Annotated in this window: 15 protein-coding genes and 1 tRNA gene; 13 read left to right on the forward strand and 3 right to left on the reverse strand. The window is 67.3% G+C overall.

The features are described from left to right. Nucleotides 1-53 precede the first annotated feature (53 nt). The 11 genes from ccoN (at nt 54) to ACW17Z_RS17080 (ending at nt 10,634) form a co-directional block, all read left to right on the forward strand. Entirely contained in the window at nt 54-1,703 is a 1,650-nt protein-coding gene (gene ccoN / locus ACW17Z_RS17030; RefSeq protein WP_492056879.1) for a cytochrome-c oxidase, cbb3-type subunit I, read from the forward strand. A gap of 8 nt (nt 1,704-1,711) precedes the next feature. After that, complete coding sequence (ccoO, locus tag ACW17Z_RS17035) at nt 1,712-2,455, forward strand: cytochrome-c oxidase, cbb3-type subunit II (protein ID WP_419320799.1); 744 nt, start codon at nt 1,712-1,714, stop codon at nt 2,453-2,455. Beyond that, nucleotides 2,452-2,619, forward strand: coding sequence for a cbb3-type cytochrome c oxidase subunit 3 (locus ACW17Z_RS17040; RefSeq protein ID WP_419251980.1), 168 nt, complete (start codon nt 2,452-2,454; stop codon nt 2,617-2,619). Before ccoO ends, ACW17Z_RS17040 begins: the two co-directional genes overlap by 4 nt. Continuing rightward, nucleotides 2,619-3,488 (forward strand): cytochrome-c oxidase, cbb3-type subunit III, encoded by an 870-nt coding sequence (ccoP, locus tag ACW17Z_RS17045; protein ID WP_419320801.1) that lies wholly within the window; start codon nt 2,619-2,621, stop codon nt 3,486-3,488. Before ACW17Z_RS17040 ends, ccoP begins: the two co-directional genes overlap by 1 nt. 5 nt (nt 3,489-3,493) lie before the next feature. Beyond that, nucleotides 3,494-4,990: a cytochrome c oxidase accessory protein CcoG gene (ccoG, locus tag ACW17Z_RS17050; protein WP_492056880.1), complete on the forward strand. Its 1,497-nt coding sequence runs from the start codon at nt 3,494-3,496 to the stop codon at nt 4,988-4,990. Beyond that, nucleotides 4,987-5,481, forward strand: coding sequence for a FixH family protein (locus tag ACW17Z_RS17055; RefSeq protein WP_492056881.1), 495 nt, complete (start codon nt 4,987-4,989; stop codon nt 5,479-5,481). The genes ccoG and ACW17Z_RS17055 overlap by 4 nt, the downstream gene beginning before the upstream one ends. Beyond that, on the forward strand, nt 5,478-7,658 hold the full coding sequence (locus ACW17Z_RS17060; RefSeq protein WP_492056882.1) for a heavy metal translocating P-type ATPase: 2,181 nt from the start codon (nt 5,478-5,480) through the stop codon (nt 7,656-7,658). Before ACW17Z_RS17055 ends, ACW17Z_RS17060 begins: the two co-directional genes overlap by 4 nt. After that, on the forward strand, nt 7,655-7,822 hold the full coding sequence (ccoS, locus tag ACW17Z_RS17065) for a cbb3-type cytochrome oxidase assembly protein CcoS (protein ID WP_419251975.1): 168 nt from the start codon (nt 7,655-7,657) through the stop codon (nt 7,820-7,822). The genes ACW17Z_RS17060 and ccoS overlap by 4 nt, the downstream gene beginning before the upstream one ends. A 64-nt stretch (nt 7,823-7,886) precedes the next feature. Next, nucleotides 7,887-9,281, forward strand: a complete 1,395-nt coding sequence (hemN, locus tag ACW17Z_RS17070; RefSeq protein WP_492056883.1) for an oxygen-independent coproporphyrinogen III oxidase — start codon at nt 7,887-7,889, stop codon at nt 9,279-9,281. Nucleotides 9,282-9,420: 139 nt separating this feature from the next. Continuing rightward, the gene (locus tag ACW17Z_RS17075; protein ID WP_492056884.1) at nt 9,421-9,885 is read left to right on the forward strand and encodes a hypothetical protein; all 465 of its coding nucleotides are present in this window, start codon (nt 9,421-9,423) and stop codon (nt 9,883-9,885) included. Further along, nucleotides 9,882-10,634, forward strand: a complete 753-nt coding sequence (locus tag ACW17Z_RS17080; protein WP_492056885.1) for a helix-turn-helix domain-containing protein — start codon at nt 9,882-9,884, stop codon at nt 10,632-10,634. The genes ACW17Z_RS17075 and ACW17Z_RS17080 overlap by 4 nt, the downstream gene beginning before the upstream one ends. 188 nt (nt 10,635-10,822) lie before the next feature. On the opposite strand, the gene ACW17Z_RS17085 is transcribed toward ACW17Z_RS17080, so the two are convergent. Beyond that, nucleotides 10,823-10,898 (reverse strand) — tRNA-Lys (locus ACW17Z_RS17085). Between the two features lie 81 nt (nt 10,899-10,979). Here ACW17Z_RS17085 and ACW17Z_RS17090 point away from each other — a divergent pair. Further along, nucleotides 10,980-11,318, forward strand: coding sequence for an Hpt domain-containing protein (locus tag ACW17Z_RS17090; protein ID WP_419320814.1), 339 nt, complete (start codon nt 10,980-10,982; stop codon nt 11,316-11,318). Here the strand turns inward: ACW17Z_RS17090 and ACW17Z_RS17095 are convergent. After that, nucleotides 11,315-11,857 carry a DUF4199 domain-containing protein gene (locus ACW17Z_RS17095; RefSeq protein ID WP_419320815.1) on the reverse strand — a complete coding sequence of 181 codons (543 nt, stop codon included), beginning with the start codon at nt 11,855-11,857 and terminating at the stop codon, nt 11,315-11,317. The genes ACW17Z_RS17090 and ACW17Z_RS17095 overlap by 4 nt on opposite strands. Nucleotides 11,858-11,966: 109 nt before the next feature. Then, entirely contained in the window at nt 11,967-12,380 is a 414-nt protein-coding gene (locus ACW17Z_RS17100; protein WP_419320817.1) for a helix-turn-helix transcriptional regulator, read from the reverse strand. 96 nt (nt 12,381-12,476) lie between these two features. Between ACW17Z_RS17100 and ACW17Z_RS17105 the strand changes: the two genes are divergently transcribed. After that, on the forward strand, nt 12,477-13,322 hold the full coding sequence (locus ACW17Z_RS17105; protein ID WP_419321427.1) for a TIGR00266 family protein: 846 nt from the start codon (nt 12,477-12,479) through the stop codon (nt 13,320-13,322). The last annotated feature ends 23 nt before the right edge of the window (nt 13,323-13,345 follow it).

Consider the following 13,345-nt stretch of genomic DNA (forward strand, 5'->3'; position numbering starts at 1 on the left):
TGGGGTCGAACAAATCGTGGGAGGCAGGGCCAAGTTCGCTGAACGGAGTCCGAATGTCCGCCCCGTCTCTCCCTGATACAGGCCCGCCCGCAGGGTCGGCCGTGTTACTCGCCTTCGCGATCGTCGGCGCCTTTCTCGCCATCATGGGGGTGGGGCTCAGTCATGATCCGATCTTTCAGCTGCAGATGGGAACCTTTGCCCTGGCCGCAGTTCTGACGGCCTTCATGCTCAATGCCGGACTGGCGTCGGGCAGCCTGCGGGACGAGCCAGACCGCTACAGCGACAATGTGATCAAGGCCGGGGTCATCGCCACCATGTTCTGGTGTGCGGCGGGCCTCACGGTTGGGGTGCTGATCGCCGCCCAACTGTCCTGGCCGCGGATCTTCTACTTTCCCGAGCTTGGTTTTCTGAACTTCGGACGCCTGCGACCCCTGCACACCTCGGCGGTGATCTTCGCCTTTGGCGGCAACGCCCTGATCGCCACGTCGTTCTGGGTCGTGCAGCGCACCTGCAAGGCCCGGCTGGCCGGCGGCATCGCCCCGTGGTTCGTGTTCTGGGGCTATCAGCTGTTCATCGTGATGGCCGCCACCGGCTATCTGATGGGCGCGACCCAAGGCAAGGAATACGCCGAACCCGAATGGTACGTTGATATCTGGCTGACCATCGTCTGGGTGGCCTACCTGCTGGTCTTCCTGGGCACGCTCTGGAAGCGCAAGGAGCCGCATATCTATGTTGCCAACTGGTTCTACCTGGCCTTCATCGTCACCATCGCCCTGCTGCACTTGGTCAATAACGCCGGCGTTCCCGTCGGCCTGCTGAACCACAAGTCCTACGGCGTCTTCTCGGGCGTCCAGGACGCCCTGACCCAGTGGTGGTACGGGCACAACGCCGTCGGCTTCTTCCTGACCGCCGGCTTCCTGGCCATGATGTACTACTTCGTGCCCAAGCGTGTTCAGCGGCCGGTCTACAGCTATCGCCTGTCGATCGTGCACTTCTGGGCCCTGATCTTCATCTACATCTGGGCCGGCCCGCACCACCTGCACTACACGGCGCTGCCGCAGTGGGCCCAGACCCTGGGCATGACCTTCTCGATCATGCTGTGGATGCCGTCCTGGGGCGGCATGATCAACGGTCTGATGACCCTGTCGGGCGCGTGGGACAAGCTGCGCACCGACCCCGTGGTCCGGATGATGGTCGTCTCGATCGCCTTCTACGGCATGAGCACCTTCGAAGGCCCGGTGATGTCGATCCGCGCGGTCAACGCGCTCTCCCACTACACCGACTGGACCATCGGCCACGTGCACTCCGGCGCCCTGGGCTGGGTCGGCTTCATCAGCTTCGGCGCCATCTACTGCCTGGTGCCGTGGCTCTGGAAGAAGGCCGACATGTATTCGAACAAGCTGATCGAGTGGCACTTCTGGATCGCGACCACCGGGATCCTGCTCTACATCGCCGCGATGTGGGTGTCGGGCATCATGGAAGGCCTGATGTGGCGCGAATACACGCCCCAGGGGTTCCTGGCCTACAGCTTCATCGAGACGGTTTCCGCCAAGCACGTCGAGAACGTCATCCGCACCGTTGGCGGCCTGATGTACCTCGCCGGCGCCGTGATCATGATCGTCAACATCTGGCGCACGATCCGGATGCCGTCCCAAGCCGCGTCTGAACAGATGCAGCCCGCCCTCGCTCCCGCGATCGCCTGAGGTCCCCGATGTCACTCTGGAAACACCACGCCAAGTTCGAGCGGAACTCTCTGCTGCTCGTCGTCGGCATCCTCGTGGTCGTCTCGATCGGCGGCCTCGTGGAAATCGCCCCGCTGTTCTGGCTGCAAAGCACGATCGAAAAGGTGAACGGCATGCGTCCGTACACCCCGCTCGAGTTGGCCGGCCGCGACATCTATGTGCGTGAGGGCTGCTATCTCTGCCACTCGCAGATGATCCGCCCGCTGCGCGACGAGGTCGAGCGCTACGGTCACTACAGCCTCGCCGCCGAGAGCATGTACGACCACCCGTTCCAGTGGGGGTCCAAGCGTACGGGTCCCGATCTGGCCCGGGTGGGCGGCAAGTATTCCGACTCCTGGCACCGCGACCACATGACCGATCCGCGGTCGGTCGTGCCGGAATCGGTCATGCCTCCCTATAAGTTCCTGGCCGAGAAGGAGCTGGATTACAGCGACATCGCCGACAAGATGAAGGCCCTGCACACGGTCGGCGTCCCCTACACCAAGGACGCGATCGCCAACGCCAAGAAGGATCTCGAGGCCCAGGCCGACCCCTTCTCGACCGACGCGGTGGGCCTGCGCGGGCGTTACGGCGCCAAGGTCGTCAATCGCGACTTCGACGGCAATCCCGACAAGATCACCGAAATGGACGCCGCCATCGCCTATCTGCAGATGCTCGGCACGCTGGTCGATTTCAAATCCTACAAGGCTCAGGCTCCGGAGAACCAACGATGAGCGGGCTCTCCTACGAAACCGTGGCGCGCTTTTCCCAGCAGGCGGGGCTGATCTATTTCGGCCTGATCTTCCTGGCTGGCGTCGCCTACGCCCTGTGGCCTTCCAAGAAGGCGGAATTCCAGCATGCCGCGCGCATGCCGCTGGATGACGAGGAACTGCTCTGATGGCGTCCGAACGCGAAACCGACGACGTCACCGGCGTCGAAACCACTGGGCACGAGTGGGATGGCATCCGCGAGCTCGATAATCCCCTGCCGCGCTGGTGGCTGTGGACCTGGTACGGCTGCATCCTGATCGCGGTGGTCTACATGATCCTGATGCCCGCCTGGCCGGGCCTGCATGGTTACACCAAGGGCCTGCTGGGTCAGTCCGATCGGGTCAATGTGACCAGCGATCTCGCGGCCCTCGATGTTCATCGCGGCGCCGGCGCGACGATGATGCGCAAGGCCAGCCTTGAGCAGATCGAAAAGGACCCCCAGCTGCAGGCCTACGCCCAGCAGGTCGGCCAGTCCGTCTTCGGCGACAACTGCGCCACCTGCCACGGAATCGGCGGCACGGGCGGGACGGGTTATCCCAACCTGCGCGACGACGTCTGGCTTTGGGGCGGTACGCTGCAGGATATCCAGCACACCCTGCAGGTTGGCGTTCGCGCCGATCACGCCCAGACGCGCATGTCACAGATGCCGGCATTTGGTCGCGATGAACTGCTGACACCCGCGGTGATCAGCGACATGACCGAATATGTGGTCAAGCTGTCTGGCCGTCCCGCCGACACCGCTGCGGTCGCCCGCGCCGCGCCCGTCTACGTCACTCAGTGCGTTGCTTGCCACGGCGCGGACGGTCGCGGGATTCAGGCGCTCGGCGCCCCCAACCTGACGGACGCCGATTGGCTCTATGGGTCCGATCGCGCGGCCATCAGCGGGCAGATCTACGCCGGCAAGGGGGGCGTCATGCCCGCCTGGGGCGGTCGTCTGAGCCCGGAAACCATCAAGGCCCTGACAGTCTATGTTCACGCCAACGCGGGTGGTCAGTAGGGCCCATGCCCACCCTCATCGACAACACCCGTCCCAAGTCTGAAACCCGGGCGACGGTCTCGGCCGCCGCTCGGGCCAAGGGCAAGGGAGACGCCAAGGGCGGCCTCTACAAGCCGCGCGAGCCGATCTATCCCAAGCTGGTCCATGGCCGCTGGCGCACGATCAAGTGGGCGCTGCTGATCGTCACCCTGGCGGTCTACTACATCACGCCCTGGATCCGCTGGGCGCGTCCGGAGGACCTGCCGCAACAGGCGGTGCTGGTGGATTTCGCCGGCCGCCGCTTCTACTTCTTCGACATCCAGCTGTGGCCGCAGGAAGTCTATATCTTCACCGGCCTGCTGGTGATCTCGGCCCTGGCGCTGTTCCTGGTCACGGCCCTGTTTGGCCGGCTGTGGTGCGGCTATGCCTGTCCGCAGACCGTCTGGACCGACCTCTACATCGTGGTCGAGCGCCTGTTCGAGGGCGACCGCAACGCCCGCATGCGCCTGGACGCCCAGCCCCTGTCGTTCGACAAGGTCTGGCGCAAGACCGGCAAGCATCTGACCTGGCTGGGCATCGCTTTTGGCACCGGCGGGGCCTGGATCTTCTATTTCCATGACGCGCCGACCCTGATCCGCACCTTCTGGATCGGGCAGGGGGCGATGACGGCCTATGTCTCCTGCGCCCTGCTGACGGCGACCACCTATGTCTTCGCCGGCTGGATGCGCGAGCAGGTCTGCACCTACATGTGCCCCTGGCCCCGGATCCAGGGCGCCATGCTGGACGAGCACTCGCTGCAGGTGGCCTATCTGAGCGACCGCGGCGAACCGCGCGGAGCGCACAAGAAGGGCCAGTCCTGGGAAGGTCGTGGCGACTGCATCGACTGTCACCAGTGCGTCGTCGTCTGCCCCATGGGTATCGACATCCGCGACGGCAGCCAGCTGGAGTGCATCAACTGCGGTCTCTGCGTCGATGCCTGCGACGACATTCTCGGACGGCTGGGTCGTCCCACCGGCCTGATCGCCTATGACACCGACTCGGCCGTCGCCGCCCGCGCCTGCGGCCAGAAGGCGACTTACAAGCTGATCCGTCCCCGGACGATCTACTACGCCCTGGCCCTGACTCTGGTTTCGGGCCTGACGCTGTGGGCGTTGATTGATCGGCCCAAGGCCGACGTCCATGTCATCCGCGACCGCAACCCGATCTATGTGCGCATGCACGATGGCGCGGTGCGCGACGGCTATACCCTGAAGATCGCCAATCGCACCTTCGAGGACCGCCGTTTCGAGATCGCCTTCGCCGGTCTGGAGGGCGCGCGCCTCAGCCAGCCCGGACGCCCGCTGGGCTCCAGCGTGGGTGTCGATGTGCCTGCCGACGAGGTCGTGGCCGTGCGGGTGTTCGTCACCGGGCCGCCCGACGCCGAGCGTCCGTCCAGCCTTCCGGGCCGCTTTGTCGTCCGCTCGGGCGATATCCAGACCGAGGCCAAGACCGTCTTCCTTTCCGGAGCCGCGAACCCGCAATGACCCAGGCCGCACCCTCTGCCGTCCCCCCCGCCAAGGGCGCGATCACCGGCTGGCACGTGCTGGCGGGGATGGTGCTGTTCTTTGCCGTCATCATCGCCGTGGACACCCTGTTCATCATCAAGGCCTATCGCAGCTTCTCGGGCGTGGTGGCGTCCAACCCCTATGAGGCCGGGCTGGCCTTCAACCGCACCCTGGCCCAGCGCCAGCGCGAAGAGGCCCTGGGCTGGACCGCCGTGATCGAGCGCCCCGAGCCGGGCGTCGTGGCCTTGCGGATGACCGACAAGGCCGGTCAGCCGCTCTCGACCCTGTCGCTGACCGGGACCCTGGATCGCCCCGCCACGGAAGTGGGACGCCAGACCCTGAACTTCAAACCGACGGGCGATGGCTGGTATCGTGCTGTTGCGCGGCTTGACGGCGCCTGGGATTTGCGCGCCACCGCCCGCACCGCCCAGGACCAGTTCGAGATCGAAAGCCGGCTGGTGAGCCCATGACCCCGGCCCTGGCCCTTCCGCGCGATCTGGAGGCCTTCGTCCGCCGCGACGCTGCGGGGAAGGGGCGGCTGGAACTGCTGGTCGATGGCGCCCGCTGCGCCGCCTGCATCGGCAAGATCGAAAAGGCCGTCGGCGCCTTGCCCGGCGTGGAAGGCGCGCGCCTGAACCTGACGACCGGCAAGCTGGCTGTGGATCTCAGGGCCGTGTCGGCCAATCCTGACCGCGTGGTCGAGGTGGTCGAGGGACTGGGCTATCGCGCCTGTCTATACGATCCGACCGAGGCCGCCGCCGCCCAGGACCGCGAAGGCCGCGAGCTGGCCGTGGCCCTGGGCGTCGCCGGCTTCGGCGCGGGCAATGTGATGATGTTCACCGTCCCGGCCTGGGCGGGGCTGTTCGGGCAGGAGCTGAACGCCTCGACCCTGACGGTGATGTACTGGATGGCCGCCATCGTCGCCACGCCGTGCGCGCTGTTCGCCGGACGGCCGTTCTTCCGCTCGGCCTGGGCGTCTCTGCGGCGCGGCAAGGCCAATATGGACGTGCCGATCTCGATCGGCGTCATCCTGACGCTGATCGTCAGCTTCTCCGAGACGATCCTGGGCGGGCCGCACGCCTATTTCGACGCGGCGGTGACCCTGCTGTTCCTGCTGCTGATCGGGCGTTATCTGGATCACCGGCTGCGCAACACCGCGCGGTCGGCGGCGCGTGATCTTCTGGCGCTGCAGACGCCGTTCGCCGTGCGTCTGGCCGGTCCGCTGGAGCAGGGTGTGCCGATCGCCGATGTGCGGGTCGGCGACCGTCTGGTGGTCGCGCCCGGCCAGCGTATTCCCGTCGATGGCCGCGTCGAAAGCGGCGGTTCCGAGCTCGACAATGCGCTGATCACCGGCGAGACCGCCCTGGTCTCCGTCGCTGCCGGGGCCCGGGTTCACGCCGGCGCGCTGAACCTCAGCGGCCGCCTGATCATGGTGGCGACAGCCCGCAGCGAGGACTCCACCCTGGCGGCGATCGGCCGCCTGATGGAGGCCGGCGCCCAAAGCCGCTCCCGCTATGTGCGTCTGGCCGACAAGGCCGCCGCCCTCTATGTGCCCGTGGTCCACACCCTGGCCGCCCTGACCTTCGTCGGCGGCTGGGCGCTGGGTCTGGGTCCGCGCGAGGCGCTGCTGCGGGCGGCCGCCGTGCTGATCGTGACCTGTCCCTGCGCCCTGGGCCTGGCGGTGCCCGCCGTCCAGATCGCCGCCAGCAGCCGGCTCTTCCGTCGGGGCGTGCTGGTCAAGTCGGGAGCCGCGCTGGAGCGGCTGGCCGAGGTCGACCACGTGGTGTTCGACAAGACCGGCGTGCTGACCGAGGGCCAGCCCCGGCTGCTCAATGCGCCGGCCCATCTGGTCGCCATGGCCGCTCCTCTGGCGCGCGGCTCCCGTCATCCGCTGGCGCGGGCCATGGCTGCGGCCGCCGGTCCCGGCAGTGTCGCCGACGACTGCGTCGAGACCCCCGGTCAGGGCGTCGAAGGGATGATTGACGGTCGCCGTGCGCGTCTGGGCCGCGCCGCCTTTGTCGGACTGCAAAGCCAGGGCGCGCTTGAGACCGAACTGTGGTTCGGCTTTGAGGGTGACGTGAAGATCCGTTTCGCGTTTGAGGATCAGCCTCGCGCCGATGCGGCGGCGACGATCGCCGGTCTGAAGGCCATGGGGCTGACGGTTGAAATCCTGTCCGGTGATCTGGCCGGGCCGGTGGAGCGGGTGGCCCGGGCCGTGGGCCTGGACGCCACGGAATGGCGCGCGGGCCTGACGCCCTTCGAGAAATCGGCGGCCATTGACGCGCTAAAGGCCTCTGGCCGGCGTGTCCTGATGGTCGGCGATGGCCTCAATGACGCTGCGGCCCTGGCGCGGGCTCACGCCTCGATGGCGCCGTCGGCGGCGGTCGACGCGGCCCAGAGCGCGGCCGATCTGGTGTTCACGGGGCAGGCCCTGTCGGTGGTGATCGACTCCATCGCGACGGCGCGCACGGCGCGTCGGCGGGCGCTGGAGAACTTCGGCTTCTCGGCGCTGTACAATCTGGTCGCGGCCCCGGCGGCCATCGTCGGCCTGCTCAATCCGTTCATCGCCGCGCTGGCCATGTCGGGCTCGTCGATCATCGTCCTGCTCAACGCCCTGCGGCCCAGTACGGTCAGGATGCCCAAATGACCATCCTGATGTTCCTGGCCCCCGCATCGGTCGCCCTGGGCGCCCTGGGCCTGGCGGCCTTTCTGTGGACGATGCGATCGGGGCAGTACGACGACCCCAAGGGCGACGCCGAACGGATCCTGTACGACCATCTGGAAGACCTGCCGCCACCGCGCGGGGATTGATCCAGATCACGGCCGGTCGGCCACCAGCGTGGAAGAGTCACGGGCGACGCAAGGAGCCCTGATCATGACCGCCACGCTGACCAAAGACGCCGCCGCCGACCCCTTCGTCGCGCGCCGCCCGTCGGCGTTCGACGTTCGCGACAGCCGGGCCCCGCGCTACACCAGCTATCCGACCGCCCTGCAGTTCTCCGACGCCGTCGATAGCGACGTCTATGGCCAGTGGCTGGGCGCCCTGAACCCCGCCGAGCGGGTGTCGCTGTACGTCCACGTGCCGTTCTGCGCGCGACTGTGCTGGTACTGCGGATGCCATACCCGCGTGGTCAAGAAGGCCAGCCTGATCAGCGACTATGTCGAGAACCTGATCGCGGAGATGGCGCTGGTGGAAGCGCGACTGCCGGGGCGGCTGACCGCAGGCGCGCTGCATCTGGGCGGCGGCACGCCCAACATGCTGTCGCGCGACGATCTGGTCCGGCTGTTTGGCGCCCTCAGGCACGTGTTCCGCTTCGCGCCGGGGATCGAGATCTCGGCCGAACTCGACCCGGCCACCCTGACGGAAGGCTGGGTGCGGGCGGCGGCCTTTCATGGCCTGACGCGCGCCAGCCTGGGCGTTCAGGATCTGGCCCCCCACGTCCAGGACGCCGTCAACCGCATCGAGCCCTTCGAGACCGTGGCGCGGGCGGTCGGCTGGCTGCGCGCCGCCGGCGTCGGCTCGATCAACCTGGACCTGATGTACGGCCTGCCGCGCCAGACCACGGCGGATGTGCGCTCGACCCTGGACGCGGTTCTGACCCTGCGGCCCGAGCGCATCGCCCTGTTCGGCTATGCGCACGTTCCGTGGGCCAAGCCCCATCAGCGCCTGCTGCCCGAGCATGAGCTTCCCGGTTCCGAGGCCCGGCTTGAGCAAAGCCAGTCGGCGGCCGAGCGGCTGGTCGGCGAAGGCTATGTCGCCATTGGCATCGACCACTTCGCCCTTCCGGACGATGCCCTGGCCATCAGCAAGGCTGACGGCGTGCTGCGCCGCAATTTCCAGGGCTATACGACCGATTCCTGTCCCACCCTGCTGGGCTTTGGGGCCTCGTCGATCGGCCGTCTCCCGCAGGGCTTTGTCCAGAACCTGCCGCCCGAGGTCGCGTGGCGCACCGCGATTACGGAGGGCCGTCTGCCGGTGGCCCGCGGCCTGGTGCTGACCGAAGATGACCGGCTGCGCGGCGACGTCATCGAGCGCCTGATGTGCGACTTCAGCGTCGATCTTGGCCAGGTCGCCCAGCGGCACGGGGTGGAGGCGTCAGTGTTTGCTGATGATCTGGTCGCCTTGGAGGGTCTCGTCCAGGAAGGCCTGGCCGTGGTCCGCGACCGTGTCGTCGAGGTGACCCCGCACGGCCGCGCCTATGTGCGCCTCGTGGCCCAGATGTTCGATCGCCGGTCGGCCAAGGGCGCGGGATTCTCCAAGGTCATCTAGGCGACCGGCCCGGGTCTGTCCCCACGCAGCCGGCTGGCCGCCTTGGACTGGGTGGCCGAGCCATCTGTCGCGGCGGCGCTTGACGCCGATCAATTTGCGCGGGCCCGGACAGGGCAAGCTTGCGGCAGGGAGACTGTCGATGCCAACCCCATCTACTTCGCCGCTCGAGCGGCGCCATCTCGATCTGGGCGCGGACTATCTGCTGCGCTCGGTCGCGATCCTGGGCCGGTTGTTCGGTGGCGACGTTTCACGGGGGCTGATCTATCTGACCGCGCTTCAGGCCTCGTCCCAGCATCTGCGCAACGGCCAGGACCCGTGCCAGACCCAGCTGACCGACGACGACCAGCGCCGGCCTGTCAGCCTGTCGTCCATCGCGCGGTCCCTGAGCATGTCGGTTGAGACTACGCGGCGCCAGGTCCTGCGCCTCGAGCATGAGGGTCTGGTTGACCGCACGGCCAACGGCGGCGTGATGGTCCGTTTCTCGAGCCTGGGCTGCGAGGCCCTGCGCGAGGCGCTGGCCGTGAACAGCATCAATGTTCAGCGCCTGGCCGGGGGCTTGCAGCGCCCGGCCGTCGAGGGGGTCATGCCGGGGAAACGCGCATGACGGTTCAAGCCGAAAGTCTCGTCGTCGGGCGGCGGAGGGCAGGCCCCGCAGTCCCGGCCCCGGCGCGGGCCGACGCCTTCGCCGGGCTGCTCCTCTTCGCCGATCTGGCTCCGGCTGACCGCGCGGCCCTGCTCGCGGCCGCCGCCATGCGCGCGTTCGACAAGGGCGAGGCGATCATCGACGGGGGCGCGGGCGACGCGCTGATCGTGCTGTGCAGGGGGGCGGCGGCCCTCAGTATCGATGAAGATGGTCGTCGCGCGGTGCTGGCGGTGGTCTCCGCGCCCCAGACGTTGAATCTGGCCTGCGTGATGGCGCAGTCCAGCCCCCTGGTGTCGTGGCGGGCGGCCGAGCGTTGTATGGTGATGTTCCTGCCCCGGGCGCTGTTCCTCAAGATGGTCGCGCGAGACGCGCGCCTGGCGGCCAACGCAGCTTTGGCGCTGGCCGGGGCCTATCAGGACATGGTCGCGACCGCCGCCGCCCAGCGCCTGAGGTGCGCCCAGCAACGCCTTGCGGACTATCTCCTGTCGCTGCCGTCCTTAGGGGATGACGAGACCGAGGTGCGGCTGCCTCATTCCAAGCATCTGCTGGCGTCGCTGCTGGGGATGACACCGGAAAACCTGTCGCGAACCCTGGTCGCGCTCGCGGCTCACGGCGTCACGGTGCAGGGCGCAGCTGTGCGGATCGCTGATCGCCAGAGGCTGCGCGACGCTGTGGGCTGGCTGGGCGCGGGCGGGGCGTCGGAGTCCTGAGGACGGACACGGCGCGCGTCTGGTCTTTTCCGCCGGAGCGGCGTACCCGGGGCCCTTGCAGGGCGCCAGCGGGCCGCCAGCGGAGGTAGGTTTGAAAAGTTTGCCGTTCGAGGCGTGGTTCGAAACCGCGCGGACGTCAGCGTTTCCCCCGAGGGGAAATTCCAAGTCATCGAAATTTAAGCGGAAAATGGTGGGCGCAGTAGGATTCGAACCTACGACCCGCTGATTAAGAGTCAGCTGCTCTACCAACTGAGCTATGCGCCCGCCCGGTCCGAAGCACTTGACTGCCCCGGCGGCGAGGCGCGGAACATACGCAAAGATTCCTGGAACGCAAGGGACTATTTTTTGGCCAGACGAGACATCAGCGGCGCGGTCGATTTCGCCTATCTGGAAGGGTTCGCCGCAGGCGATTCCGGAGTGGTCGACGAGGTGCTGGCCCTGTTCCGCGAACAGGCCGCCATGTGGACCCCCATGCTCGATCCGACCCATGCCGGCTGGCGCGATGCGGTCCACACCGTCAAGGGCGCAGCGCGGGGCGTGGGGGCGTTTTCGCTGGGCGATGTCTGTGAACGCTGCGAGGCGGGGCAGGATAGCCTGGAGGGCGTCAAGACGGCCCTGGACGCCGCGCTCATGGACGTCGCCGCCTATGCCCATGAGCAGATGCTGAAGTCGCTGAAGGGCTAGCTCTTCAATGGTCGCGACTTGGCCGGCAGGAACCGCGGGTTGCGCAGCAGCGCCGCGCTGACCAGCGTCACCAGCAGGCCGACCGGGAAGATCTCTGCGAAGGTCATCGGCATGCGCAGCAGCGGGTTACGGTACATCTCGACCATGCCCTGCATCTCCCTGGCCAGCTCGTCATAGGCCGCGCCGGTGACGCCGGCGGCGCGCCTGGCCTCCAGGGTGGTGGCCACATAGCGCTCCATGAAGGTGTAGTGGGTCAGCGCCAGATAGACTTCCCAGATCAGCACATAGGCCAGGCCGGCGATCACCGCGATGCCCAGGCCTACCTGAACGCCCCGCCAGAAGCCGATCACCCCGCCCAGGGTCTGGTCGCGATACTGCTTGATTCCCACCAGGATCGCCGAGAGCGCCACCAGCATGATCAGATAGCCCAGCCACACGTTCGAGTGCGGCGCGTCGCCATTCCACAGGATCGTGCCGATGATGCCGGCGATGGTCACAAGGCCGGCCACGAGGCCGTGGGTTAGGATGATGCGGAGCATGGCGAGCTGGTCTTTCGTGTTGTGATGAACAGACACCGAGCGTGCGGACTGGAGAAAGGCGGCGCCATCACCCGAAAGGGTGAAATCGACCTTCTCAGCCGTTTGGGCCTCATGGAATTAGCTGCAGGTCGCGGGCCTTGTGGATCGCCTGGGTGCGACGCTGGACATCTAGCTTGCCGAACAGGTTGGCCAGATGGGTCTTCACGGTGTTGGGCGACAGGCCCAGGGTTTTGGCGATTTCCTTGGTGGACTGACCCTCGGCCAGCCGTTCCAGCACCCGGACTTCCTGACCGGTCAGGCCAAGGGACTTCAGGGCGGCGGTGTTGCGCGAGAAGGCTTCCGGCGCGTGACGCGAGGCCAGCTTCCAGCCCACCCAGACGCCGCCCACGGCGAAGGCCGCGCCGATGACGGCGACATAGATCTCGCGTGAGAAGGCGCGCACCACGTACTGGTATTCCAGCCACTGCAGCGCGAAGGCGCCGGCGGTCAGCAGCAGCGCCCAGGGGATGATGGTGCGGATCATGGCGCGATGGTGCGCGATCCGCGCAAGGCGTCAACAGGGACGCCTCCGGGGGCCTTGGGGCGGGCGCATCGACGACCTAGATTGGGGCCTCAACAACTGGAGTCTTTTCCCATGCCCCCCAGCCCCTGGCATCATCAGCGCAACGCCAATGTCGCCGACGATATCGACTTCGACATCAAGGGGCAGGAGCTCCAGTTCCTCGAGATCGAGCTGGATCCGGGCGAGAGCGCCGTCGCCGAAGCCGGCGCCTTTGTCTGGAAAGACGCCAGCATCGAGATGACCACCGTGTTCGGCGATGGTGCGGGCGACCAAGGCGGCGGTTTCATGGGCAAGCTGCTGGGCGCCGGCAAGCGGCTGATCACCGGCGAGAGCCTGTTCACCACCGTCTTCACCCACACGGGCCAGGGCAAGGCGCGGGTGGCTTTCGCGTCGCCGACGCCCGGTTCAATCCTGCCGCTGAACCTGGGCCAGCTGGGTGGAACCCTGATCTGCCAGAAGGACAGCTTCCTGGCCGCCGCGCGCGGGGTTTCCATCGGCATCCACTTCCAGAAACGGATGATGACCGGCCTGTTCGGCGGCGAAGGCTTCATCATGCAGAAGCTGGAAGGCGACGGCTGGGTGTTCGTCCAGATGGGCGGAACCCTGGTCGAGCGCGAGCTGGCGCCGGGCGAAGAGCTGCACGTCGATACCGGCTGTCTGGCCGCCTACACGCCCGGCGTCGACTTCGACCTGGTGATGGCCGGCGGGGTCAAGAGCGTACTGTTCGGCGGCGAGGGTCTGTTCTTCGCCCGCCTGCGCGGCCCTGGAAAGGTCTGGATCCAGTCCCTGCCGTTCTCGCGCCTGGCCGGCCGGATGATGCAGGCGGCGAGCGGGCAGGGCGGCAACCAGGGCGAAGGCTCGCTGCTGGGCGGCCTGGGCGGCCTGATCGGCGGCAATCGATAGGATCAGCGGGGCTGAGGTTCGCG

The organism is Caulobacter sp. GSs2 (genome assembly GCF_058680895.1).